Genomic DNA, 23,834 nt, shown 5'->3' on the forward strand with positions numbered 1-23,834 from the left:
TGAGTCGCTATTTCGCGAGCGCGGTTTTCCCCGGTTCGCGGGAGGACGGCGCGGGGGTTCGCCGGCGGGTGCCCGCGTACAGGACGCCGGTGACGATCAGGGCGGCGGCGGCGACGCGGAGCCAGGTGAGGGGCTCGCCGGTGAAGAGGGCGGCCGAGGTCATGCCGAAGACCGGCACGAGGAGCGTGTAGGGGGCGACGGTGGAGGCGTCGTAGCGGCGCAGGAGGAAGCCCCAGACGCCGAAGCCGACGAGTGTCGAGACGAAGGCCACGTACAGGAGGGACAGCCAGCCCTCCAGCGGGGCCGTCAGGGTGGGGACGCCCTCCAGCCAGAGTGACAGGAGCAGGAGCGGCGGCGACGACAGGGCGCTGACCCAGACCATGAAGCGCAGCGAGTCGGGCGGGGCGGCCTTGCGCTGGGCGATGTTGCCGAGGCCCCAGGCCGCGGCGGCGGCGACGCACAGGGCGAAGGCGCCGATCGGGCCGGAGGCGCCGAAGTCGAGCGCCACCAGGGCCAGGCCGCCGAACGCGACGGCCAGGCCCGTCACCCGGCGCGCGGTGAGACGCTCGCCGAGGAGCGTCACCGCGAACAGGATCGTGAACAGCACCTGCATCTGCAGGACCAGCGAGGTCAGCCCGGCCGGCATGCCGGCCCGCATGCCCACGAGCAGCAGGGCGAACTGGCCGGCGCCGGTCGTGGCGGCGACCGCGGCGATCCAGCGCCAGGGCACGGCCGGGCGGCCGACCAGGAGCAGGGCGGGGAAGGCCGCCATCGCGAACCGCAGGCCCGCGTACAGCAGGGGCGGGAAGTGCTCCAGCCCCACCTGCATGACGACGAAGTTGACCCCCCAGACGGCGGCCAGCCCGATGGCGAGCGCCAGATGAGGGGGTCTCAGCGTGTTCACGGCGATCCTGTGGATCGCGGCTCGGCCCCGGGGTTCATGCGGCGATCTAGGCGGCCTTGCGGACCCGGGCCGCGCGCTGCTCGCGGGCCTGCTCGGCGAGGGTCTTCAGGTACGAGGTGGACTGGAACGACTTCTGCTTCGGCTTAAGGATTCGCATGCAACTATTTTCCAACGCTACAGAGTGAAGGACAAGCGAGACTTTCTACGCTTAACGCTTTAGACTCGCTTACATGTTGGACCTCAACCGGCTCAAGGCCCTCCACGCCGTGCACGTCTACGGCTCCGTCGGAGCCGCCGCCGACGCGCTGATGGTCACCCCCTCGGCCGTGTCGCAGCAGATAGCCAAGCTGGAGCGGGAGACCGGCGCGCGGCTGGTCGAGCGCAACGGGCGCGGGGTGCGGCTGACGGACGCCGCCGGGCTGCTCGCCGAGCACGCCGAGCGCATCCTCGCCCTGGTCGAGACCGCCGAAGCCGACTTCGAGGCGCTGCGCGGCCAGGTCGTCGGCCGGCTCAACGTGGGCGCGTTCCCGACCGCCGCCCGCGGCCTGATGCCGCTCACCCTCGCCGAGCTCCGGCAGCGCCACCCCGACCTGTCGGTGCAGCTGTACGAGCGCGAGCCTGAACGGGTGGTCCGCGAGGTCGCCAGGGGAGAGCTCGACCTGGTGGTCGTGCAGGACTGGCTCAACCGGCCGATGCCCATCCCCGACGGTCTTTCCAGGAAGACGCTGCTCGAGGACATCGCCGACGTGGCGCTCCCCGCGAACCACCCGCTGGCCGGCGAACGGGAGATCCAGCTGTCCGCGCTCTGCGGCGAGCGGTGGATCAGCTCCTCGCCCGGCACCATCTGCCACGACTGGCTGGTGTTCACGCTGCGCAGCGCCGAGCTGGAGCCGGAGATCGCCTCCATGGCCGACGAGTACCCCACCCAGCTCGCGCTGGTCGCGGCCGGGCTCGGCTGCGCGATCGTGCCGCGCCTGGGCCGCGACCCGGTGCCGGCGGGCGTCCGGCTGGTCCCCCTGCTGCCGCGCCAGACCCGCCGGATCTACGCGCTCTGGCGCAGCGACGCCGCCCGCCGCCCCGCCATCAGGGCGACGGTCGACGCTCTCGTACGGGCGGGCGAAACCGCGCAGGACGGCTGGATCAGCTGAGCGCGATGGCCACCACGCCGCCGACGATCACGCCCGCGGCCAGCAGGCGGTGGCGCAGCCCGTCCTCGGCGAGCAGCCGCCCGCCCAGCACGACCGCGATCAGCACGCTGATCTCGCGCGCCGGCGCGACCAGGCTCACCGGCGCCCTGGTGAACGCCACCAGCACCAGCAGGTAGGACACGAAGATGAGCACCGCCGCCGTCACGATCGTGCCCCGGTGCGCCCGCCAGGCCGCCGCCATCAGCGCCCGCCGCCGCCCGCGCAGCACGAACGGGGCCAGCACGATCATGCGCCCCACCTCGCCCAGGTAGTTGAGCAGGATCGGGGCCACCGCGAAGGTGCTCACCACCCGCGAGTCCCACACCGTGTAGGCGGCGATGAACACCCCGGTGGCCAGCCCGAACGCCAGCCCTTTCAGGTCCGCCCCGCCGGCGCGCCCGCTCATCAGGAACACCCCGGCGCCCACCAGGAGGATCCCGGCGATCCCCACCGGCGTCGGCCGCTCGCCCAGGAACAGCACCGCCACCAGGCTCGCCAGCATCGGCCCCGTGCCGCGCGCCACCGGGTAGACGATCGACAGGTCGCCGCTGCCGTACCCCCGCTGCAGCAGCAGGAAGTACGTCATGTGGATCGCGGTGCTGACCCCGATCACCGCCAGGTCCGCCCACCCCACCCGGGGTCGCGCCACCAGCAGGAACCCGGCGAACAGCGGGCTCCACACCACCGCGCCCGCCGCCGCCACGAGCCAGACGAACACCAGGCCGTCGACGTGCGCGGCCTTCTTGCTCAGGAGGTTCCACGACGCGTGCGCGACGGCCGCGACCAGGACGAGAACCAGAGCCAGAGGATCCAATCGGCGGCTCCTTCCGGGAGGCCCCGACTTTACTCCGGCGGCGATCAGCCCTGGCGATCAGGGACCGCCGAGCGGATAAGCTGAGGCCACCATGGCTGAAACCACCGTCGTCCACCTGCTGCGCCACGGTGAGGTGCACAATCCCGGCGGCATTCTCTACGGCAGGCTGCCGGGCTACCACCTGTCCGAGACGGGCGAGCTGATGGCCAAGACCGTCGCCAAGGCGGTGTCCGGGCGCGACATCGTGGCCGTCTACAGCTCGCCGCTGGAGCGCGCCCGCGAGACCGCGGCCCCCGTCGCGGCCGCCCACGGGCTTGAGGTGATCATCGAGGAGCGGCTGCTGGAGGCCGGCAACCTGCTCGAAGGCCGGGCCGTCGGGCAAGGGCTGCAGATCCTGCGCAGCCCGCGCAACTACCGCTACTTCTGGAACCCGATGCGTCCTTCCTGGGGCGAGCCCTATCCGGTGATCGTCGCGCGCATGCGCACGGCCATCGACGACGCCAGGGAGGCGGGGCGCGGCCACGAGGTCGTCATGGTCAGCCACCAGCTGCCCATCTGGGCCGTCCGGATGGCGGCGGAGGGCCGGCGCAGGCTCTGGCACGACCCGAGACGCAGGCAGTGCGCCCTGGCCAGCCTGACCTCGTTCACGTTCGAGGGCGACCGGCTCGTCAGCGTCGGCTACAGCGAGCCTGCCGGGTCGATCGACAGGGGCCCCAGCGTGCCGGGCGCCTGACCGCGCCGGTAGAGTTGCAAGCTCTACCGCTTGTAGTACAAGGAGATCTTCCTCCCGTGCGCGCCAAGTCAATCTCCCTGGTCCTCCTTGCCGTTCTGGTGACGGGATGCGCCGGCAGTCAGAGCGGGCAACCGCAGGCGGGCGACACGCGGTTCGTCGCGGGCGACGGGAAGATGCAGGTGTTCGAGGCCGCCGACCGCAAGCCCGCGCCGGCGGTCGAGGGCCCGACCCTCGACGGCGGCACGGCCTCGCTGGCCGCGCACAAGGGCAAGGTCGTCGTGATCAACTTCTGGGCGTCCTGGTGCGCGCCCTGCCGGGCCGAGGCCCCGGTGCTCAAGGAGGTCGCGGCCGAGACCAAGGCCGGCGGCGTGGAGTTCATCGGCGTCGACTTCAAGGACCGCAAGGCCGACGCGCTGGCCTTCGAACGCACCGAGGGCACGGGTTACCCGAGCATCTACGACCAGCCGGGCAAGGTCGCCCTGGCCTTCCAGGGCACGGTGCCGCCCGCCGCCATCCCGTCCACGCTCATCATCGACAAGCAGGGCCGGATCGCGGCCAGGGCGCTCGGCGCGGTCCGCTACACCGACCTGAAGAACGCGGTGCTCAAGGTGCGCGATGAGTGATGTCGTCGCGTCCGGCTCCCTGCTGCTGGCCGTGCCGATCGCGTTGCTGGCGGGGCTGGTGTCGTTCCTGTCGCCGTGCGTGCTGCCGCTGGTCCCGGGCTATCTCTCGTACGTGACGGGCATGAGCGACGATCCCAAGCGGGGGCGGCTGGTGCTCGGCACCACGCTGTTCGTGGCCGGGTTCGGGGCCGTGTTCGTGCTCAGCGGCGCCCTGTTCGGGCAGCTCGGCCAGGCCATGCTGGTCAACGCCGACCTGATCACGCGGGTGCTCGGTGTGCTGACGATCCTGCTCGGGCTGGCCTTCATGGGCGTCTTCCCGCAGTTGATGCGCGACGTGCGCATCCACCGGCTGCCCGCCGCCGGGCTCGCCGGGGCGCCGCTGCTCGGCGTGGTGTTCGGGCTCGGCTGGACGCCGTGCATCGGGCCCACTCTGGCCGTGGTGCTCACGCTCGGGCTGAACGAGGGCAGCGCCTCGCGCGGCGCGCTGCTGGCCGTCGCCTACGCGCTGGGGCTCGGGCTGCCGTTCGTCGTCGCCGCCCTGGCCTACAGCAAGGCGCTGCGCACCTTCCGCGCCATCCGCCGCCACTCCCGGCTGATCACCAGGATCGGCGGCGGCATGATGGTGGCCGTCGGGGTGGCCCTGGTCACCGGCCTGTGGGGAGAGATGATCGCGACCATGCAAGGGCTCATCGGCGGATTCAGGCCGGTGATCTGATGACTGTCTCCGACCTGGAGCGGAAGCAGGAGCCGAAGCGGGCGGGGCTCGGCCCGGCGGGCTGGCTCCGCTGGTCCTGGCGCACGCTCACCTCGATGAAGACGGCGCTGCTCCTGCTGTTCCTGTTCGCGCTGGCCAGCATCCCCGGCTCGCTGATCCCGCAGCGCGGCGTCGAGCCCGACCAGGTGGCGCGCCTCTACGAGGAGAGCCCGGACCTGGCCGTCTGGTACGACCGGTTCCAGCTCTTCGACGTCTTCAGCTCCGTCTGGTTCGCCGCCATCTACCTGCTGCTGTTCACCTCGCTGATCGGCTGCATCGTCCCGCGCACCGGCACCTACCTGCGCGAGCTGCGCCGCAAGCCGCCCGCCGCGCCGCGCAACCTGTCCAGGCTGCCCCACCACGCCGCCTTCGAGAGCGACCTGACCGTCGAGGAGGCCGCCCGGCGGCTGCGCAAACTGCGCTTCCGGGTGGTCACCGGAGACGGCTGGGTGGCCGCCGAGAAGGGCTACCTGCGCGAGACCGGCAACCTGCTCTTCCACGTCGCGCTGCTCGGCCTGCTGGCGGCCGTCGGCATCGGCTCCGTGTTCGGCTACCGCGGCAACGTGCTCGTGGTCGAGGGCGACGGGTTCGCCAACACCGTCGCCGCCTACGACCGCTACATGCCGGGGCCGCGGGTCAACGCCGAGTCGCTGGAGCCGTTCGCGTTCGAGCTGAGCGACTTCCAGGCGACCTACCAGGTGGGCGGCGACAACTCGGGCCAGGAGCTCGACTACTCCGCCCATCTCAAGGTCAACGACTCGCCGGGCGCGCCCGCCCGCGACTACGAGCTGAAGGTCAACGAGCCGCTCGACGTCAACGGCACCCAGACCTACCTCATCGGCCACGGCTACGCCCCCGAGTTCCGGGTCACCGACGGCGAGGGGCAGGTCGCCTTCGAGGGGCCGGTGCCGTGCCTCATCGAGGACAAGCCGACGCTCACCTCCGGATGCGTGGTCAAGGTGCCCGACGCCCAGCCGTCGCAGCTCGGGTTCCTGCTGCGCTTCCTGCCGACCAGCACGCCGCTCACGGACGGCGGTCACGCCTCGTCCTTCCCCGGCGCGGTCGTCCCGGAGGTGCAGGTTCTCGGCGCGTTCAGCGGCGACCTGGGGCTGCGCTCGGGTGTGCCGCAGTCCGTGTACGAGCTCGCCCCGCCCGAGATCATGAAGAAGCTCAACCCGCTGGTGATGGGCGAGGCGGCGGGCGACCCGCTGGCCGTGGGCAAGTCGCTGGAGCTGCCCGGCGGGGCGGGCAAGCTGGAGTTCACCGGCGTCAAGGAGTGGATCACGCTCCAGATCGCCTACGACCCCGGCCGGCTCCCGGCCCTGCTGGCGGCCGGCACGGCCACCATCGCCATCGTGTTCTCGCTCGTGATCCGCCGCCGCCGGGTGTGGGTGCGGGTCAAGGACGGCAGGGCCGACGTGGGTGGGCTCACCCGCACCGAGGGCTCCGCGGCGGGGTTCGCCGAGGAGTTCGACGAGATCGTCAAGGAACTAGCAGGAGACAAGGATGTCCGCTGAGACACTGGCAGAGCTGAGCGACCTGTTCGTGGTCGCCGCCGTCCTGCTCTACCTGGCAGCCATGATCGGGTTCGCCGTCGAGCTCGCGTTCGGCCGGGCGCGCGCCGAGACCCGTCAGGTACGGGGCGGCGCCCGCGTTCCGGTGGGCGTGGGCGCCGAGGGCGACACGCCGCACCCGGGAGAGGTCGCGGAGGCGTCAGGCGGAGCCGTGGCCGAGGGGCCCGAGCCGCCGGCCTGGGCGCGCAAGGCCGGCACGGTCGCGCTGGTGATCGCCTGGCTCGGCTGGGCCGCCAACCTGACCGCCATCGCCACGCGCGGCCTGGCCGTCGACCGGTGGCCGTGGGGCAACATGTACGAGTTCGTGGTGGCCATCTGCTTCGCCGCCGTGACCGCGTTCCTGGTCGCCCACCTGCGGCAGAACATCCGCTTCCTCGGCGCCTTCGTCATGGTCTCGGCCGCGCTCGGGCTCGGGCTGGCCGTGCTCAAGTTCTACACGGTGGCGGGGCCGGTGGTGCCGGCGCTCAACTCCTACTGGATCGCCATCCACGTCTCGGCCGCGATCCTCGCCAGCGGCATGTTCGTGCTGGCCGGGGCGTCGGGCGTCCTCTACCTGATCCGCGGTGACGGGCTGTCGCGGCTGCCGTCCAAGGACGACCTGGAGAAGGTCGCGCACAAGGCCATCGTGGTGGCGTTCCCGCTGTGGACGTTCGCCGTCATCGCGGGCGCGCTCTGGGCTGACAAGGCGTGGGGCCGCTACTGGGGCTGGGACCCCAAGGAGGTCTGGTCGTTCATCACCTGGATCGGCTACGCGGCCTACCTCCACGCCCGCGTCACGGCGGGCTGGCGCGGGAACAAGGCGACCATCGTCCAGCTCGTCGCCTTCGCCTGCCTGCTGTTCAACCTGTTCGGCGTGAACATCTTCATCTCCGGGCTCCACAGCTACGCCGACGTCGGCTGACGCGTACCGCGGGCAGCGGAAAGACACCCGGTGGCGGCGCCGGGTGTCACTTCTGTGGTCGGAGGGGGTCGGCGGGGGGTGTGGGGGAGCCCGTCAGGCCTCGGACTCGCCGCGGAGGCGGCGCTCGAGCTCCTTCAGGAAGTCGGGGTCGTCGTCGGGGCCCTTGGGCATGACCCCGGCCTCACCGGCGACCGGACGTGCCGCGACGACGGCCTTGGGACGGCCGCGCATCATCCAGAAAACGCCGCCGACTATGGGGACCGCGGCGACGATGATCAACCACACGGCTTTGGGGGACTGCTGGACCTCTTCCTCGGGGGTCGTGATGACATCGAACAACGAGAACAGCCAGAAGGCCAGAAGAGCCAGGCCGATTAGAACACCTGCCATGCCCGAACTGTAAGCCATCTTGAGACCGATCGTGCCACCTGATGTCCCATTCAGGATGACTAAGGAAGATCTGCGTCGTACCGTGGAACCCGGTTCCCCCGGGCTGGCGAGAGGTGCGATGGCCATTTCCAGTGACAAGGGACGCCATCGGCGGGGCCGATGGTGGCGGCGCGGGTCCTACCTCTTCTCCCGGCGCACCGAGGCGCCACCCGAGGCGGAGCGCTCGTTCTGGTCCGCCCGCCGCGGCAACCGTACCCGTGAGGTCGACGCCAGGCCGCCGGGCATGGGCGACACCGCGGAGCCGGAACGGTCCCGGCACGCGGGGAAGGACCAGCGTCCCGAGCGCTCGCGCCGTCCGGAGAAGGACCGTGACAAGGACCGGCCGCGCCGTTGGGAGGGACGCGAGCGGCTGTCCGCCGCGGTCGTCGAGGAGCCGCGCTACACCTGGCACGACTTCGAGCTCCTGGACGCCTTACCCCGGGCGCAGCCCAACCGCCCCGACGCGCCGCCGATGGGCGACGGGCTGCGCCACTGCGGCAAGCTGGAGCGGATCCTGCACCGCCAGTGGGACGCCAGGCTGGGCCCGCCGCCCCCCGAGGTGGTCCGGGCCGTGGAGAGTCTGGCGAGGCTGCCCGACCGGCTCAAGGAGAAGCTGGCCGCCGGCCTCGAAGGCATCTACGTCGGCCCCGGCGGCGTTCCCGACCTGGACGACATGGGCTACCTGCGCGGCGCGCCGCTGCCGTCGGGCCGCGCCACCTGGGACATCTGCGCGGGCGCGTACGGCGAGCGCAAGATCGTGGTGGGTGACCGGCCGTCGCCGACGCCCGACGTGATGATGCACGAGGTGGGGCACGCCATCGACGACATCGACTCGGCGTTCGGCGAGTGGGTCTCCGACTCGCCGGACTTCGCGGCGCTGTTCGAGCGGGTGGAGCCGCTGCTGGTGTCCGCGTTCCACCGTCAGGGCGGCGGGCTGGGCCGCAAGGAGTTCTTCGCCGACGCCTTCGCCGCGATCGCCGCGCGCCAGCGTCCGGCCCTGGTGGACATGCTCGGCGGCAACACGCGGCTGGCGCTCGACGTCATGCTGTTCTTCAACAGGCGTTACGGAATCTAGGTGGTAGGCCATGTACGTCATCCGGCTCGCTGACGGCACCCTGAGGGTGCCGCGGAGCCTGGCCAGCGAGGACGGGCGTCTGATCGGCAACGGCTTCGTGGAGATCGGGCCGGACGACCCCGACTACGGCCAATGGCTGCCCGAGTCGGTGACCGAGGAGGAGGCCGCCGAGCGCCGGCGTCGCTGGGTGGAGGAGAACGACGCGCTGGAGCGGGAGTTCCTGGCGTTCAAGGCGGACCAGGACGAGACCTGAGTCCGCCGGAGTGGGGAGAGTGGGCAGGAAGTCTCGCCGGGGCGGGGGCGGCTCGGCGGCCTGGCAGGCGCCAGCCACGATCGGCGGTTGGCGCCTTTCACCGTGCTCGCCGCGGGTTGGACCAGTGAGCACGCGGACCGAGGTCCCGTCTCGGTGATCCTGGCTCGCAGGATCACCGACCAGACGGCACGTCAGACGCGCGGGGACTCACCTGCCGGCCTGTCGGCCGTAAGAACGTCCTCGCCTCGGAGAAGGGCGTGCACTTCCGACTCGCGGAAACGCCGGTGCCCTCCGGGGGTGCGGATACTGCTGATGCGGCCTGCCGCAGCCCAGCGCGTAACCGTCTTTGGGTCTACCCGGAAGAGGGCGGCAACCTCTCCAGGGGTCAGCAGACGCTCGCTGCTACTCTCCACCAATCTCTCCCCCTCGCATCCCGCTTCCTGCCAGCGGGCGGACAGGTAACTAGTGTGTCGAGCGAAGCCTGATTTATCCGTGGTTTTCTACAAAGATCACGGGTTGTTATCAGCTGACTGCCCGATTGTTATATGATAGAGCCTCTTTGGGGCTCTCGTGGGTGTTTCTTTACGAAACACCCTAACTGGGAACAGTAGCAGCGCTCGCGCCCGATGCGAAGAGCGAGCGGTGCGAGGGGCCGAGTAATCTCGACACCGTGCATCCCGTTCTCGTTTACACCGCCTCGCGGATCGGCCTGTTCGTCATTGCCTTCGGCGTGTTGTGGCTGACTGGGCTGCAGCACCCCCTGCTCCTGATCGGGGGCGCGTTCCTGGTCAGCGGATTCGCCAGCTTCGTCCTGCTGTCCAAGCAGCGTGACGCGGTGAGCGCCCGCCTCAGCAACAAGCTGGACCGCCCCAAGCCGCAGGACGACTAGGGCAGAGGGAACATGCCAATCCGGGCATGGTACTCCCCACCGAGTCTCGTCGTGTCGCTACCGACAAGTAGTCCTGTGGGATGCGCGTAAAACGCCTTCACGCCGATCCCGCGCTCCCGGCCCGGATTCCAACTCAGCGCCTTTCCGGTGCGCGGATGAATGGCCCCGATGCCCTCGCGCGGCACCGCCCCCGGACCTGCGGAGTCGCGGCCCTGCGGATTGTTCAGCCAGCGCTGGTGGCCGCCCACGTACACGGCCGCGCCGGTGACCGACACCGAGTAGAGCGAGTCGCCGCCGGTGCTGTTGGTCCAGGTGGGTTCGAGGTCCTTGCTGCTCGCGTACGTCTCGAACCGGGCGGCGGTGTCGCACATGCCGCGGCGCGGGCCGCCGGTGGTCACGACCACGAAGTAGCGGCCGTCCGGTGAGACGTCCAGGCCGCGCACGTACCAGGGGAACGCCTCCATGCACTTGCCGGCGTAGACGCCGGTGCGCCACGGGGCGACCCTGGCCACGGGGCGGCTCACGTCCACGACGCCGAGCTGCGGGCGCGAGTGCCCGTCGAGGGTGGTGAAGTTGCCGTCGACCACCAACCGGTCCTTGGTCAGAGCCAGGGCGTGCACCCTGACCTTCCTGGTGAGCGGCTCGCCGGGGACGACGCCGAAGTCCGCGTCGACCGCGCCGGTGGCGGCGTCCAGCCGGGCCAGGGCGGCACGCGGGCGGGTGAAGTCGCCGCCCGCGTAGAGGTGGGAGCCGCGCAGCGCGAGCGTGGTGACGGCGCCGCCGGAAACGCGCGGCTTGAAGGACTTCACCGGCCGGCCGGTGGCCAGGTCGAGCCGGGCCAGGGCGCGGGCCGGGGTGGCGCCGACGACCGAGAAGTCGCCGCCCACGTAGACCGTGCCGTCGGGGCCGGGAGCCAGGCTGTGGACCGTTCCTCCCACGTCGGGGGAGAAGCCGGTCAGCACGCGGCCGGTCCGCAGGTCGTAGGCGAACAGGTTGTCGCGTGCGTACCTCACGGTCCTGGACGCGTCGGCCACCTCGCTGAAGGAGCCGCCGACGACGACGGCGCCGCCGACGACGGTGATGGAGTGGACGATGCCGTCGAGCACGTGAGGGGTGCTGTCGACAGGGTCGGCCGAGACCACGCCGGAATGCGCGGTGGGGGCCGCTGCGATGATCGCCGCCAGGGCGACTCGGGCAAGCATTCAGCAATTCTTAGCAGACGGTAAGTAATCTCGTGGCTACTTTCCGTCAATTGTCGGGTTGGCCATAGGCTTGACTCCATGACGCGCGCTCAACTGGACAAGAAGCCGGGGGAGGTCGCGGCGATGTTCGACCGCACCGCCCGGCGCTACGACCTGGTCAACGACGTGATCTCCCTCGGGCAGGTCAGGCTGTGGCGCAAGGCGGTGGCCCAGGCCGTCGACGCCGGTCCCGGCGAGGTCGTGCTCGACCTCGGAGCCGGCACGGGCATGTCCACCGAGTCCTTCACCGGGCTGGGCGCGCGGGCGATCGCCTCCGACTTCTCGCTCGGCATGCTCCGGGTGGGCGTACGGCGCCGCGGCGGCAACGCGCTGACCGGCGAGGGGATCCCGTTCGTCGCCGGCGACGCGATGCGGCTGCCGTTCGCCGACGACTCGTTCGACGCGGTGACGATCTCGGTCGCGCTGCGCAACGTGCACGACACCGGCCAGGCGCTGCGCGAGATGCTCAGGGTGACCAGGCCGGGCGGGCGGCTGGTGGTCATGGAGTTCTCCCACGTCACCGTGCCGGTGTTGGACCTGGTCTACCGCGAGTATCTGATGAGGATGCTGCCCAAGGTGGCCCAGGTGTTCGGCTCCAACGACGACTCCTACGAGTATCTTGCGGAGTCGATCAGGGACTGGCCCGACCAGCGGAGGCTGGCGCGTACGATTCAGGAAGCCGGCTGGGGGCGCGTCGCCTGGCGCAACCTGACCTGCGGCATCGTGGCCATTCACCGGGGCTTCAAGCCGTCCGTCCCGGAAGCGTGACGACGGACATGATCTACTGGGTCATGAAGGCCCCCCGGCTGCCACTTTGTCCTGGAAAAGGGTTAGACTGACGGGCCGGAAAGTTTGTGAAGAGGTTCACAAAGGACCACGCCCGGATAACACCCCGTTGTAGGAACAGGACCAGGCCCGTGACCGTGCCAGCAGCCCGCAAGGCTGACGCCGACGTCATCGTCGTCGGCGCCGGTCCCGCCGGTTCCGCGACCGCCTTCTACCTCGCGCGGGCCGGCCTCGACGTGCTCGTGCTGGAGAAGACCCGGTTCCCCAGGGAGAAGGTCTGCGGCGACGGCCTGACCCCGCGCGCCGTCAAGCAGCTGCTCAACATGGGCGTCGACGTCGACGGCCCCGGCTGGGTCAGGAACAAGGGCCTGCGCGTGGTCGGTGGCGGCCTGCGGTTCGAGCTCGACTGGCCCCAGCTGGAGCGCTTCCCCGACTTCGGCCTCGTCCGCACCCGCCAGGACTTCGACCAGATACTCGCCGCCCACGCGGAGGCGGCCGGCGCGCGCCTGATGCAGGGCGTCACCGTCACCGGCCCGGTGCTCGACGACCGCAGCGGCCACGTCACCGGCGTGACCACCAAGGACGGCGCGACCTACCGCGCCCGCGTGGTGGTGGCCGCCGACGGCAACAGCACCCGCCTGGCCCTCGGCATGGGCCTGCACAAGCGCGAGGACCGCCCGATGGGCGTGGCGGTGCGCACCTACTTCACGAGTCCCCGCCACGACGACGACTACCTCGAGACCTGGCTGGAGCTGTGGGACGAGGAGACGCTGCTGCCCGGCTACGGCTGGGTGTTCGGCGTCGGCGACGGCACCGCCAACGTGGGGCTCGGGCTGCTCAACACCAGCTCCCACTTCGGCAACATCGACTACCGCGACCTGCTCAAGCGGTGGTGCAAGGCCATGCCCGCCGAGTGGGGCTTCACCGAGGAGAACATGACGGCCCCGATCCGCGGCGCCGCCCTCCCGATGGCCTTCAACCGGCAGCCCCACTACACCCGCGGTCTCGTCCTGGTCGGCGACTCCGGCGGGTCGATCAACCCGTTCAACGGCGAGGGCATCGCCTACGCGATGGAGACCGGCGAGATCGCCGCCGAGGTCATCGCCCGCGCGCTCGCCCCCCGCACCACCCCCGCGCAGCGCGAGCGGCTGCTGCGCGAATATCCACGCGTGCTGAAGGACGCCTACGGCGGCTACTTCACCCTCGGCCGGGTCTTCGTCGAGGCGATCGGCAGGCCGGGCGTGATGAGCTTCGGCACCAGGCACGGACTGCCCCACCCCAGGCTGATGCGCTTCGCGCTCAAACTCCTTGGTAATCTCACCGACCGGCGGGGCGATGCGTCAGACAAGATCATCAACGCACTCTCGAAGGTCGCGCCACGAGCATGATTCCCACAATCACCCGGCAAACCCATAGATCTCGCCGCGCGCCCCTGCGCGTGGCGGCGCAAGAGGAGGCGTAGCGATGGACCTTTACGTGCCCATCCTGGTGCTCGCCGTTCTCGCGGGGGGCTTCGCGATCTTCTCGGTCGCCATCGCTCCCTTCACCGGTCCCAAGCGCTGGAACCGCGCCAAGCTCGACGCGTACGAATGCGGTATCGAGCCGACGCCCCAGCCAGTCGGTGGCGGACGGTTCCCGCTGAAATACATGGTCACGGCGATGCTCTTCATCGTCTTCGACATCGAGATCATCTTCCTCTACCCGTGGGCGGTCACGTTCGCGCCGCTCCGGAACGACGCCAACCAGGTGATCGCCTCGGGTCTGGGCGTGTTCGCGCTCGTGGAGATGCTGCTGTTCATCGTCACCGTCCTGGTCGCCTACGCGTACGTATGGCGCCGTAAGGGTCTGGAGTGGGACTGACATGGGACTCGAAGAGAAACTCCCCAGCGGGTTCATCCTCAGCACGGTCGAGCAGGCCGCCGGCTGGGCACGCAAGAACTCGGTGTGGCCGGCCACGTTCGGCCTCGCCTGCTGCGCCATCGAGCTGATGGCCACCGGCGCCTCCCACTACGACCTCGCGCGCTTCGGCATGGAGCGCGCTTCGGCGACTCCGCGGCAGGCCGACCTGATGATCGTCGCCGGCCGGGTGTCGCAGAAGATGGCGCCGGTGCTGCGGCAGATCTACGACCAGATGGCCGAGCCCAAGTGGGTCATCGCGATGGGCGTGTGCGCCTCCAGCGGCGGCATGTTCAACAACTACGCGATCGTCCAGGGCGTCGACCACGTCGTGCCCGTCGACATCTACCTGCCGGGCTGCCCGCCGCGGCCGGAGATGCTCATCGACGCGATCGTCAAGCTGCACGACAAGATCCAGAACATGAAGTTCGGCGCGCACCGCGCCCAGCAGATCGAGGACCTCGAACTGCGGGCGCTCCGTACGCTGCCGCTGATCGACCAGGGGGCGACCAAGTGACTTCGCCCGACAACCTCCCCGAGGTCCCCGACGCGAAGGTGCCCGACGAGGCACAGGCGCCGGAGCCGGTCGAGGCGCCCGTCGTCCGGCGCGGCATGTTCGGCGTCCACGACTCCGGCGACACCTCCGGCTTCGGCGGGCTGGTCGTCCGCCGCCAGCCGCGGCTGTCCACCCCGCGCCCGTACGGGGGCTACTTCGACGAGATCGTCGACGCCCTCGGCATGGACGACGCCATCGAGCGCGTGGTCGTCGACCGCGGCGAGCTGACCCTGCACGTCAAGCGGGAGCGGCTGGTCGAGGTGTGCCAGAAGCTCCGCGACGACCCGGAGCTCCGCTTCGAGCTGTCGCTCGGCGTCTCCGGGGTGCACTACCCGCACCTCGAGGGCGAGGAGCTGCACTCCCTCATCCACCTGTGCTCGATGACCCACAACCGCCGGGTGCGCGTCGAGACGAGCTGCCCCGACGCCGACCCGCACATCCCGTCGACCGTCGGCGTCTATCCGACCCACGACTGGCACGAGCGCGAGGCGTACGACTTCTTCGGGATCGTCTACGACGGTCACCCCGCGCTGACCCGGATCATGATGCCCGACGACTGGGACGGCCACCCGCAGCGCAAGGACTACCCGCTGGGCGGCATCCCGGTCGAGTACCGCGGCGCCACGATCCCCTCGCCGGATCACAGGAGGTCATACTCATGAGCACCGCCTACGACGAGGCGACAGAAGGCAAGGTCTACTCGGTCACCGGGGGCGACTGGGACGACGTCGTCACCGGCGTCCGCGAGGGCGACGACGAGCGCCTGGTCGTCAACATGGGCCCGCAGCACCCGTCGACCCACGGCGTGCTCCGGCTGGTCCTCACCCTCGACGGCGAGACGGTCACCGAGGCGCGCAGCGTCATCGGCTACCTCCACACCGGCATCGAGAAGAACATGGAGTACCGCACGTGGACCCAGGGGACCACGTTCGTCACTCGCATGGACTACCTGTCGCCGATCTTCAACGAGACGGCCTACTGCCTGAGCGTCGAGAAGCTGCTGGGCATCGAGGACCGGGTGCCCGACCGGGCCCAGGCGATCCGCGTGATGATGATGGAGCTCAACCGCATCTCCTCTCACCTGGTCGCGATGGGCACGTTCGGCATGGAGCTGGGCGCCACCACGCCGTTCCTGTTCGGCTACCGTGACCGCGAGATGGTCATGGACCTGTTCGAGTACATCACCGGTCTGCGCATGAACCACGCCTACGTGCGGCCCGGCGGCGTGAGCGTCGACCTGCCCGCGGGCGCGGTCGACAAGGTCGGCGAGCTCCTCAAGGAGATGCCCAAACGGATCAAGGACATCCGCAAGCTCCTCGACGAGAACCCCGTCTACCTGCGCCGCACCCAGGACGTGGCCTACCTCGACCTGACCGGCTGCATGGCGCTCGGCATCACCGGGCCGATCCTGCGGGCCTCGGGCCTGCCGTGGGACCTGCGTAAGACGCAGCCCTACTGCGGCTACGAGAACTACGAGTTCGACGTCGCGGTCCAGAAGGGCTGCGACGTGTACTCCCGCTACCTCGTCCGCATGCAGGAGATGGAAGAGTCCCTCAAGATCATCGAGCAGGCCCTGGACCGCATCGCCGGTCCGCTCAAGGGCGACCCGGTGATGATCGAGGACAAGAAGATCGGCTGGCCGGCGCAGCTCGCGCTCGGCCCCGACGGGCTCGGCAACTCGCCCGACCACATCGCGCACATCATGGGCAGCTCGATGGAGGCCCTCATCCACCACTTCAAGCTGGTGACCGAGGGCTTCCGGGTGCCCGCCGGGCAGGCGTACGCGCCGATCGAGTCGCCCAAGGGCGAGCTCGGCGCGCTCGTCGTCAGCGACGGCGGCACCCGCCCCTACCGCGTCCACTTCCGCGAGCCGTCCTTCAACAACCTGCAGGCCATCCCCGCCATGTCGGAGGGCGGGCAGGTCGCAGACGTGATCGCCGCGGTGGCATCAATCGACCCCGTCATGGGAGGTGTGGACCGGTGAGCTACGCACCGGAAGTCCGGGAGCGTCTGGAGAAGGACGCCAAGGAGATCATCGGCCGCTACCCGAAGGCTCGTTCGGCGCTGCTGCCGCTGCTCCACCTCGTGCAGTCGGAAGACGGCTACGTCTCCGACGACGGCCACGAGTTCTGCGCGGAGATCCTCGGCGTCAGCAAGGCCGAGGTCGTCGGCGTGTCGACGTTCTACACGATGTACAAGCGCAAGCCGGCCGGCGACTACCACGTCGGCGTGTGCATCAACGCGCTCTGCGCGGTCATGGGCGGCGACGAGATCTGGGAGCAGCTGACCGAGCACACCGGCATCGGCCACGACGAGACCACCCCTGACGGCAAGGTCTCGCTGGAGCGCCTGGAGTGCAACGCGGCCTGCGACTTCGCCCCGGTCATGATGGTCAACTGGGAGTTCTTCGACAACCAGACCCCCGAGTCGGCCAAGCAGCTCGTCGACGACCTGCGCGACGGCAAGGACATCCGCCCGACCCGCGGGCCGAAGCGGCTGTGCTCGTTCAAGGAGGCCTCGCGCGTGCTGGCCGGGCTGCCCGACGACCAGGCGGGCGAAGGCCCCTCGGCCGCCGGCGCCTCGCTGGAAGGCCTGAAGGTCGCCAAGGCCAACGGATGGAAGGCCCCAGAGGCATGAGTACTACCCTTACTCCGGTCCTGACCGCGAGCTGGGACAGGCCCGACTCCTTCACCATCGACGGCTACGGCCCGTACGAGGCCGCCAAGAAGGCGCTGGGCATGGACCCCGACGCCGTCATCCAGGCCGTCAAGGACTCGGGTCTGCGCGGCCGCGGCGGCGCGGGCTTCCCCACCGGCATGAAGTGGGGCTTCATCCCGCAGGGCGACGGCAAGCCCCACTATCTCGTCGTCAACGCCGACGAGTCGGAGCCGGGCACCTGCAAGGACATCCCGCTGATGATGGCCAACCCGCACTCGCTGATCGAGGGCGTCATCATCACCTCGTACGCGATCCGGGCCAACCACGCCTTCATCTACGTGCGGGGCGAGGTGCTGCACGTGATCAGGCGGCTGCACGCGGCCGTGCGCGAGGCGTACGAGAAGGGTTATCTCGGCACCGACGTCTTCGGCTCCGGCTACGACCTGGAGCTCGTCGTGCACAGCGGCGCGGGCGCCTACATCTGCGGCGAGGAGACCGCGCTGCTCGACTCGCTGGAGGGCTTCAGGGGTCAACCGCGTCTCAAGCCTCCGTTCCCGGCGGTGGCGGGGCTGTACGCCTCGCCGACTGTTGTGAACAACGTGGAGTCTGTGGCGAGTGTTCCCAGCATCATCGCCAACGGCGCCGACTGGTTCGCCTCCATGGGCACCGAGAAGTCCAAGGGCTTCGGCATCTTCTCGCTGAGCGGCCACGTCACGCGGCCCGGCCAGTACGAGGCGCCGCTCGGCATCACGCTGGCCGAACTGCTCGACATGGCGGGCGGCATCCGCGAGGGACACCGGATCAAGTTCTGGACCCCCGGCGGCTCGTCCACGCCGATCTTCACCGACGAGCACCTCGACGTCCCGCTGGACTTCGAGGCCGTCGGCGCGAAGGGCTCCATGCTCGGCACCCGCGCGCTGCAGATCTTCGACGAGACCACCTGCGTGGTCCGCACCGTGCTGCGCTGGACGGAGTTCTACGCCCACGAGTCGTGCGGCAAGTGCACGCCGTGCCGCGAGGGCACCTACTGGCTCAAGCAGGTGCTCAAGCGCCTGGAGGCCGGCCAGGGCACCGAGGAGGACCTGTCCACGATCACCGACATCGCGGACAACATCCTCGGCCGCTCGTTCTGCGCGCTCGGCGACGGCGCGACCAGCCCGATCCACTCGTCTGTGAAGTACTTCCGCGAGGAGTACCTCAAGCACTTCGAGGTCGGCGGCTGCCCGTTCGACCCGAAGAAGTCCACTCTGTGGGGTGACCGGTGACCACGACCGCTGTAGAGACCAACCTGGTGACCTGCACGATCGACGGGTTCCAGATCAGCGTCCCCAAGGGCACGCTGATCATCCGGGCGGCCGAGCTGCTGGGCATCCAGATCCCCAGGTTCTGCGACCACCCGCTGCTCGACCCGGCGGCCAACTGCCGTCAATGCCTGGTCGACATCCCCGACGCCGGCAACGGCCGCGGCTTCCCGAAGCCGCAGCCGTCCTGCGCGATCGAGGTCGCCCAGGGCATGGTGGTGCAGACCCAGCTCACCTCGCCCGTCGCCGAGAAGGCGCAGCGCGGGGCGATGGAGTTCCTGCTCATCAACCACCCGCTCGACTGCCCGATGTGCGACAAGGGCGGCGAGTGCCCGCTGCAGAACCAGGCCATGTCCAACGGCCAGGGCGAGTCCCGCTTCCAGGAGAAGAAGCGGACCTTCGCCAAGCCGCTGCCGCTCTCGACGCAGGTGCTGCTCGACCGCGAGCGCTGCATCCAGTGCGCGCGCTGCATCCGGTTCTCCGACCAGATCGCCGGCGACCCGTTCATCGACTTCTTCGAGCGGGGCGCCAAGGAGCAGGTCGGCGTGGCCGACGGCGAGCCGTTCCAGTCCTACTTCTCCGGCAACACGGTGCAGATCTGCCCGGTGGGCGCGCTGACCGGCGCCGCCTACCGGTTCCGGGCCCGCCCGTTCGACCTGGTGTCCACGCCGAGCGCGTGCGAACACTGCGCCTCCGGCTGCGCGCAGCGCACCGACCACCGGCGCGGCAAGGTCACCCGCCGCCTGGCGGGCAACGACCCGCAGGTCAACGAGGAGTGGAACTGCGACAAGGGCCGCTGGGCGTTCACCTACGCCACCCAGCCCGACCGGCTCAGGACGCCGCTGGTCCGCGACGAGGAGGGCGTGCTCGTGCCCACCTCGTGGCCGGAGGCGCTGAGCGTGGCCGCGCAGGGCCTGGCCGCCGCCCGCGGTAAGGCGGGCGTGCTGCTCGGCGGCCGGCTCACGGTCGAGGACGCCTACGCCTACGCCAAGTTCGCCCGCATCGCGCTCGGCAGTAACGACATCGACTTCCGTGCCCGGCCGCACTCCGCCGAGGAGGCCCGCTTCCTCGCGCACGCGGTCGCCGGCACCGGTATCGAGATCTCCTTCACCGACCTGGAGAACGCGCCCGCCGTGGTGCTCGCCGGGTTCGAGCCCGAGGAGGAGTCGCCGAGCGTCTTCCTGCGGCTGCGCAAGGCGTGGCGCAAGCGGGGGCTCCCGGTCACCTCGATCGCCCCGTTCGCCACCAAGAGCCTGGCCAAGATGGGCGGCACGCTCGTCCGCACCGCTCCCGGCGGCGAGGCCGACGCGCTCGGCGAGCTCGCCGGCACGCTGGCCGAGGGCACGATCGTGCTGGCCGGCGAGCGGCTGGCCACGGTCCCCGGCGCGCTGTCCGCCCTGGTGCGGCTGGCCGCCTCGGGGGCCAGGGTCGCCTGGATCCCGCGCCGGGCCGGTGAGCGCGGCGCCGTCGAGGCGGGCGCGCTGCCCAACCTGCTGCCGATCGGCCGGCCGGTCGAGAACGCCACCGCCAGGGCCGAGGTCGCCAGGGCGTGGGGCGTCGCCTCGCTGCCGGAGACGCCGGGCCTCGACACCTCGGGCATCCTCGCCGCCGCCCGTGACGGCGAGCTCGACGCCCTGGTCGTGGCCGGGGTCGACCCGTACGACCTGCCGGACCCGGCGCTGGCGCTGGAGGCGCTGGAGCGGATGCCGTTCATCGTCAGCCTGGAGATCCGCGCGAGCGCGGTCACCGACCGGGCCGACGTGGTGCTGCCCGTCGCCGCCGTCCAGGAGAAGGCCGGCACGTTCGTCAACTGGGAAGGCAGGGGCCGCTCGTTCGAGGCGCCGATCAAGGTGCCCGGCATGCAGAGCGACCTGGCCGTGATCGGCAACCTCGCCGACCGGATGGACGTCCACCTGGGGCTGCCCGACGCGCAGGCCGCCCGCCGCGAGCTGACGTCGATCGGCGCCTGGCGCGGCGACCGCGTCGCCGCCCCGTCCGTCGCCACCCGCGCCCTGCCCGCGCCCGCCGCGGGCCAGGCCCTGCTGGCGACCTGGCACCTGCTGCTCGACGACGGCCGTCTGCAGGACGGCGAGCCGTACCTCGCGGGCACCGCCCGCGCGGCCGAGGCGCTGGTCTCGGCGAGCACGGCGGCGGAGATCGGCGTCGCCGACGGTGACAAGGTCGTCGTCGGCGGGGCCGGCCCCACCGCCGTCACGCTGCCCGTCCGCATCGCCGACCTGCCGGACCGCGTGGTCTGGGTGCCGTCGAACTCGGGCGGCTGCTCGGTCACCCGCGATCTGGGCGCGGTGGCCGGCGACATCGTCACGATCGGGAGCGCCTCATGACCTACGTTCTCGCGGCCGATCCGACCCTTGCCGACTTCGGCAAGGACCCGCTCTGGATCACCATCATCAAGGCCGTGATGCTCTTCGCCTTCATCATGGTCGGCATCCTGCTCGGCGTCTGGTTCGAGCGGAAGCTGATCTCCAGGATGCAGCACCGCTACGGCCCGAACCGCGCGGGCAAGTTCGGCATCCTGCAGTCCGTCGCCGACGGCCTGAAGATGGGGCTCAAGGAGGACCTGACCCCGCGGACGGTGGACAAGGCGCTCTACCTGATGGCCCCGATCATCATGGTGGTGCCGGCCTTCCTGGCCTTCTCCGTCATGCCGTTCGGGCCGATGGTCAACCTGTTCGGCGTGCAGACGCCGCTGCAGCTGCTCGACCTGCCGGTGGCGGTGCTGTTCGTGCTCGCCATGGGCGCCGTGTCGGTCTACGGCGTGGTGCTCGCCGGATGGTCCTCGCGCTCGCCGTACGCGCTGCTCGGCGGCCTGCGCTCGGCGGCCCAGGTGGTCTCGTACGAGATCGCGATGGGCCTGTCGTTCGTGGCCATCTTCCTGTTCGCCGGCACGCTGTCCACCTCGGAGATCGTCGCGGCGCAGCAGCAGACCTGGTTCGCGGTGCTGCTCATCCCGTCGTTCCTGATCTACGTGGTCACCATGTTCGGCGAGGCGGCCCGCATCCCGTTCGACCTGCCCGAGAGTGAGGGTGAGCTGGTCGGCGGCTTCCAGACGGAGTACTCCTCGTCGCTGAAGTTCGCGCTGATCATGATGGGCGAGTACGTCCACACCTTCACCGCCTCCGGCATCGCCGTGACGCTGTTCCTCGGCGGCTGGCGGGCGCCGTTCCCCATCTCGCTGTGGGAGGGCGCCAACGTCGGCTGGTTGCCGGTGCTGTGGTTCATCATCAAGTTCATCCTGGTGTTCTGCTTCATCGTGTGGGTGCGGGCCTCGCTGCCGCGCATCCGCTACGACCAGCTGATGTCGCTCGGCTGGAAGGTGCTGATCCCGGTCAACCTGGCGTGGATCCTGCTCGTCGCGGCCGTGCGCAACGTGATCTTCGTCCGCAACGGCACCTTCGACGGCGACATCTACCTCTCCGCGGGGATGGGCGTGATCATCGTGATCGGCGCGCTGGCGATCTGGATGCGGTTCGACACCGTCAACCAACGGCGCAAGGAAGCCAAGAAGGCGGAGGTCGAGGCCGAGTTCGAGGAACTGTCCAAGGAGCCGGCAGCCGGTGGCTTCCCTGTGCCGCCGCTTGATCTGCCGCACTACCACGGGGCGCAGCACAAGGAGATTCCCAGTGGGACTAACTGATTGGCTGAACCCCGTCAAGGGCTTCGGGGTCACCTTCCACACGATGTTCAAGAAGCCCGTCACGACCAACTACCCGGAGGTCAAGAAGCCGACGGCTCCTCGCTTCCACGGTCGCCACCAGCTCAACCGCTGGCCCGACGGCCTGGAGAAGTGCGTGGGGTGCGAGCTGTGCGCCTGGGCGTGTCCGGCCGACGCGATCTACGTCGAAGGCGCGGACAACACCGAGGACGAGCGCTACTCTCCGGGCGAGCGTTACGGGCGCACGTACCAGATCAACTACCTGCGGTGCATCCTCTGCGGGCTGTGCATCGAGGCGTGCCCGACCCGGGCGCTCACGATGACGAACGAGTACGAGCTCGCCGACGGCAGCCGTGAGGCGCTGATCTTCACCAAGGAGATGCTCCTGGCCCCGCTCACGCAGGGCATGGAGCAGCCGCCGCACCCGATGCGCCTGGGCGAGACGGAAGAGGACTACTACCGGCTGGGACGGACCAATGGGTGAGACCATCACTTTCTGGGTGCTCGCCGTCGTGTCCGTCGGCGCGGCTCTCGGCGTGGTCTTCAACCGGAAGGCCGTCTACTCGGCGCTGATGCTCGGCACCGTGATGCTCTGCCTGGCGGTCCTGTACGCGGTGCAGGAAGCGCCGTTCCTGGCCGCGGTGCAGATCATCGTCTACACCGGCGCCGTCATGATGCTGTTCCTGTTCACGCTCATGCTGGTCGGGGTCGACACCTCCGACTCGCTGGTCGAGACACTGCGGGGGCAGCGGTTCTGGGCGATCATCGCCGGGATCGGCTTCGCCGGGCTGATCGTGCTGGCCCTCGGCAACGCGGTCTTCAGCTCGCAGGCGGGGCTCGCCGCCGCCACCGCGCAGGGCGGATACATCCGCTCGATCGCGCTGCTGCTGTTCACCAAGTACGTGTTCGCGTTCGAGGTCACCTCGGCGCTGCTCATCACCGCCGCGCTCGCCGCGATGGTGCTGGCGCACCGCGAGCGGGTCGCCAAGAAGGCCACGCAGAAGGACCTGTCCAAGGCGCGCTTCCTCGGCGACCGGCCGACGCCGCTGCCTGGGCCCGGCACGTACGCCAGGAACAACGCGGTCGACATGCCGGCGCTGCTGCCCGACGGCTCGGTCTCCGAGGAGTCGGTCAACCCGTACATCGCCCGCTACGACGTCGAGCAGGACCGGCTGCCTAAGGACCCGAAGTTCGCCGAGGCCATCCGGCAACGGGCCGAGGAGGAGTCCGAGTGACCACGAATTACCTCATCCTGTCGGGCCTGCTGTTCTCGATCGGCGCGGTCGGCGTGCTGATCCGGCGCAACGCGATCGTGGTGTTCATGTGCATTGAGCTCATGCTCAACGCCTGCAACCTCGCCTTCGTCACGTTCGCCAGGCAGGTCGGCAACCTGGAAGGCCAGATCGTCGCGTTCTTCGTGATGGTGGTGGCCGCGGCCGAGGTCGTGGTCGGCCTGGCCATCATCGTGACGATCTTCCGAACCCGCAGGTCCGCGTCCGTCGACGACGCGAACCTGCTGAAGTACTAAGAGGTGACTGGTGGATCCCGTTGAGATCATCCAGCACACCACCGGTGGCGTGATCG

General features: G+C 70.0%; 27 protein-coding genes. 22 read left to right on the top strand and 5 right to left on the bottom strand.

Going from position 1 to position 23,834, the window contains the following annotated elements; all coding sequences use genetic code 11:
* Window positions 1-7 precede the first annotated feature (7 nt).
* Entirely contained in the window at window positions 8-904 is an 897-nt protein-coding gene (locus tag KME79_RS14410) for an EamA family transporter (protein WP_308248910.1), read from the bottom strand.
* Between the two features lie 230 nt (window positions 905-1,134).
* Here KME79_RS14410 and KME79_RS14415 point away from each other — a divergent pair, with 230 nt between their 5' ends.
* Complete coding sequence (locus KME79_RS14415; protein ID WP_148036357.1) at window positions 1,135-2,052, top strand: LysR family transcriptional regulator; 918 nt, start codon at window positions 1,135-1,137, stop codon at window positions 2,050-2,052.
* Here KME79_RS14415 and KME79_RS14420 read toward each other — a convergent pair.
* A complete protein-coding gene (locus KME79_RS14420; RefSeq protein WP_219544843.1) occupies window positions 2,045-2,905 on the bottom strand; it encodes an EamA family transporter in 861 nt (286 codons plus the stop codon). The genes KME79_RS14415 and KME79_RS14420 overlap by 8 nt on opposite strands.
* A gap of 91 nt (window positions 2,906-2,996) precedes the next feature.
* On the opposite strand from KME79_RS14420, the gene KME79_RS14425 reads away from it, so the two are divergent.
* From KME79_RS14425 to ccsA, 5 genes are read left to right on the top strand one after another with little or no spacing between them, the layout of a single operon-like run.
* The gene (locus KME79_RS14425) at window positions 2,997-3,638 is read left to right on the top strand and encodes a histidine phosphatase family protein (protein ID WP_219544844.1); all 642 of its coding nucleotides are present in this window, start codon (window positions 2,997-2,999) and stop codon (window positions 3,636-3,638) included.
* 56 nt (window positions 3,639-3,694) lie between these two features.
* Entirely contained in the window at window positions 3,695-4,261 is a 567-nt protein-coding gene (locus KME79_RS14430; protein ID WP_219544845.1) for a TlpA family protein disulfide reductase, read from the top strand.
* Window positions 4,254-4,976 (top strand): cytochrome c biogenesis CcdA family protein, encoded by a 723-nt coding sequence (locus KME79_RS14435; protein WP_219544846.1) that lies wholly within the window; start codon window positions 4,254-4,256, stop codon window positions 4,974-4,976. Before KME79_RS14430 ends, KME79_RS14435 begins: the two co-directional genes overlap by 8 nt.
* Window positions 4,976-6,532, top strand: a complete 1,557-nt coding sequence (gene resB, locus KME79_RS14440; protein ID WP_219544847.1) for a cytochrome c biogenesis protein ResB — start codon at window positions 4,976-4,978, stop codon at window positions 6,530-6,532. Before KME79_RS14435 ends, resB begins: the two co-directional genes overlap by 1 nt.
* A complete protein-coding gene (gene ccsA, locus KME79_RS14445; RefSeq protein ID WP_148036363.1) occupies window positions 6,522-7,490 on the top strand; it encodes a cytochrome c biogenesis protein CcsA in 969 nt (322 codons plus the stop codon). The genes resB and ccsA overlap by 11 nt, the downstream gene beginning before the upstream one ends.
* A 93-nt stretch (window positions 7,491-7,583) precedes the next feature.
* Here ccsA and KME79_RS14450 read toward each other — a convergent pair whose 3' ends face one another.
* A complete protein-coding gene (locus KME79_RS14450) occupies window positions 7,584-7,880 on the bottom strand; it encodes a PLD nuclease N-terminal domain-containing protein (protein WP_148036364.1) in 297 nt (98 codons plus the stop codon).
* A gap of 118 nt (window positions 7,881-7,998) precedes the next feature.
* Here KME79_RS14450 and KME79_RS14455 point away from each other — a divergent pair, with 118 nt between their 5' ends.
* Both KME79_RS14455 and KME79_RS14460 read left to right on the top strand, forming a co-directional pair.
* Window positions 7,999-8,994 carry a hypothetical protein gene (locus KME79_RS14455; protein WP_148036365.1) on the top strand — a complete coding sequence of 332 codons (996 nt, stop codon included), beginning with the start codon at window positions 7,999-8,001 and terminating at the stop codon, window positions 8,992-8,994.
* 10 nt (window positions 8,995-9,004) lie between these two features.
* Window positions 9,005-9,247, top strand: a complete 243-nt coding sequence (locus KME79_RS14460; protein ID WP_148036366.1) for a hypothetical protein — start codon at window positions 9,005-9,007, stop codon at window positions 9,245-9,247.
* 191 nt (window positions 9,248-9,438) lie between these two features.
* Here KME79_RS14460 and KME79_RS14465 read toward each other — a convergent pair whose 3' ends face one another.
* Window positions 9,439-9,660, bottom strand: a complete 222-nt coding sequence (locus KME79_RS14465; RefSeq protein WP_026214226.1) for a BldC family transcriptional regulator — start codon at window positions 9,658-9,660, stop codon at window positions 9,439-9,441.
* A 257-nt stretch (window positions 9,661-9,917) separates the two neighbouring features.
* Here KME79_RS14465 and KME79_RS46285 point away from each other — a divergent pair, with 257 nt between their 5' ends.
* Window positions 9,918-10,136 (top strand): DUF4229 domain-containing protein, encoded by a 219-nt coding sequence (locus KME79_RS46285; RefSeq protein ID WP_148036367.1) that lies wholly within the window; start codon window positions 9,918-9,920, stop codon window positions 10,134-10,136.
* On the opposite strand, the gene KME79_RS14475 is transcribed toward KME79_RS46285, so the two are convergent.
* On the bottom strand, window positions 10,133-11,338 hold the full coding sequence (locus KME79_RS14475; RefSeq protein ID WP_246639829.1) for a hypothetical protein: 1,206 nt from the start codon (window positions 11,336-11,338) through the stop codon (window positions 10,133-10,135). The genes KME79_RS46285 and KME79_RS14475 overlap by 4 nt on opposite strands.
* 78 nt (window positions 11,339-11,416) lie before the next feature.
* Between KME79_RS14475 and KME79_RS14480 the strand changes: the two genes are divergently transcribed.
* The 13 genes from KME79_RS14480 to nuoK all read left to right on the top strand — a co-directional run bounded on the left by KME79_RS14480 (window position 11,417) and on the right by nuoK (window position 23,778).
* Entirely contained in the window at window positions 11,417-12,145 is a 729-nt protein-coding gene (locus KME79_RS14480) for a demethylmenaquinone methyltransferase (protein WP_219544848.1), read from the top strand.
* Window positions 12,146-12,294: 149 nt separating this feature from the next.
* Window positions 12,295-13,551 carry a geranylgeranyl reductase family protein gene (locus KME79_RS14485; protein ID WP_219544849.1) on the top strand — a complete coding sequence of 419 codons (1,257 nt, stop codon included), beginning with the start codon at window positions 12,295-12,297 and terminating at the stop codon, window positions 13,549-13,551.
* A 76-nt stretch (window positions 13,552-13,627) separates the two neighbouring features.
* Complete coding sequence (locus KME79_RS14490) at window positions 13,628-14,023, top strand: NADH-quinone oxidoreductase subunit A (protein ID WP_219544850.1); 396 nt, start codon at window positions 13,628-13,630, stop codon at window positions 14,021-14,023.
* A gap of 1 nt (window position 14,024) precedes the next feature.
* The gene (locus KME79_RS14495; RefSeq protein WP_148036371.1) at window positions 14,025-14,576 is read left to right on the top strand and encodes a NuoB/complex I 20 kDa subunit family protein; all 552 of its coding nucleotides are present in this window, start codon (window positions 14,025-14,027) and stop codon (window positions 14,574-14,576) included.
* A complete protein-coding gene (locus KME79_RS14500; protein WP_148036372.1) occupies window positions 14,573-15,277 on the top strand; it encodes an NADH-quinone oxidoreductase subunit C in 705 nt (234 codons plus the stop codon). Before KME79_RS14495 ends, KME79_RS14500 begins: the two co-directional genes overlap by 4 nt.
* The gene (locus tag KME79_RS14505) at window positions 15,274-16,599 is read left to right on the top strand and encodes an NADH-quinone oxidoreductase subunit D (RefSeq protein ID WP_219544851.1); all 1,326 of its coding nucleotides are present in this window, start codon (window positions 15,274-15,276) and stop codon (window positions 16,597-16,599) included. The genes KME79_RS14500 and KME79_RS14505 overlap by 4 nt, the downstream gene beginning before the upstream one ends.
* A complete protein-coding gene (gene nuoE, locus KME79_RS14510) occupies window positions 16,596-17,252 on the top strand; it encodes an NADH-quinone oxidoreductase subunit NuoE (RefSeq protein ID WP_148036374.1) in 657 nt (218 codons plus the stop codon). The genes KME79_RS14505 and nuoE overlap by 4 nt, the downstream gene beginning before the upstream one ends.
* On the top strand, window positions 17,249-18,538 hold the full coding sequence (nuoF, locus tag KME79_RS14515; protein ID WP_219544852.1) for an NADH-quinone oxidoreductase subunit NuoF: 1,290 nt from the start codon (window positions 17,249-17,251) through the stop codon (window positions 18,536-18,538). The genes nuoE and nuoF overlap by 4 nt, the downstream gene beginning before the upstream one ends.
* Entirely contained in the window at window positions 18,535-20,919 is a 2,385-nt protein-coding gene (locus KME79_RS14520; protein WP_219544853.1) for an NADH-quinone oxidoreductase subunit G, read from the top strand. The genes nuoF and KME79_RS14520 overlap by 4 nt, the downstream gene beginning before the upstream one ends.
* The gene (nuoH, locus tag KME79_RS14525) at window positions 20,916-22,232 is read left to right on the top strand and encodes an NADH-quinone oxidoreductase subunit NuoH (RefSeq protein ID WP_148036377.1); all 1,317 of its coding nucleotides are present in this window, start codon (window positions 20,916-20,918) and stop codon (window positions 22,230-22,232) included. Before KME79_RS14520 ends, nuoH begins: the two co-directional genes overlap by 4 nt.
* Complete coding sequence (gene nuoI, locus KME79_RS14530) at window positions 22,219-22,734, top strand: NADH-quinone oxidoreductase subunit NuoI (RefSeq protein WP_148036378.1); 516 nt, start codon at window positions 22,219-22,221, stop codon at window positions 22,732-22,734. The genes nuoH and nuoI overlap by 14 nt, the downstream gene beginning before the upstream one ends.
* Window positions 22,727-23,485, top strand: a complete 759-nt coding sequence (locus KME79_RS14535) for an NADH-quinone oxidoreductase subunit J (RefSeq protein WP_148036379.1) — start codon at window positions 22,727-22,729, stop codon at window positions 23,483-23,485. Before nuoI ends, KME79_RS14535 begins: the two co-directional genes overlap by 8 nt.
* Window positions 23,482-23,778, top strand: a complete 297-nt coding sequence (nuoK, locus tag KME79_RS14540; RefSeq protein ID WP_148036380.1) for an NADH-quinone oxidoreductase subunit NuoK — start codon at window positions 23,482-23,484, stop codon at window positions 23,776-23,778. Before KME79_RS14535 ends, nuoK begins: the two co-directional genes overlap by 4 nt.
* Window positions 23,779-23,834 lie beyond the last annotated feature (56 nt).

This window comes from Nonomuraea harbinensis, assembly GCF_019396385.1.
Taxonomy (GTDB): Bacteria; Actinomycetota; Actinomycetes; order Streptosporangiales; family Streptosporangiaceae; genus Nonomuraea; species Nonomuraea ferruginea.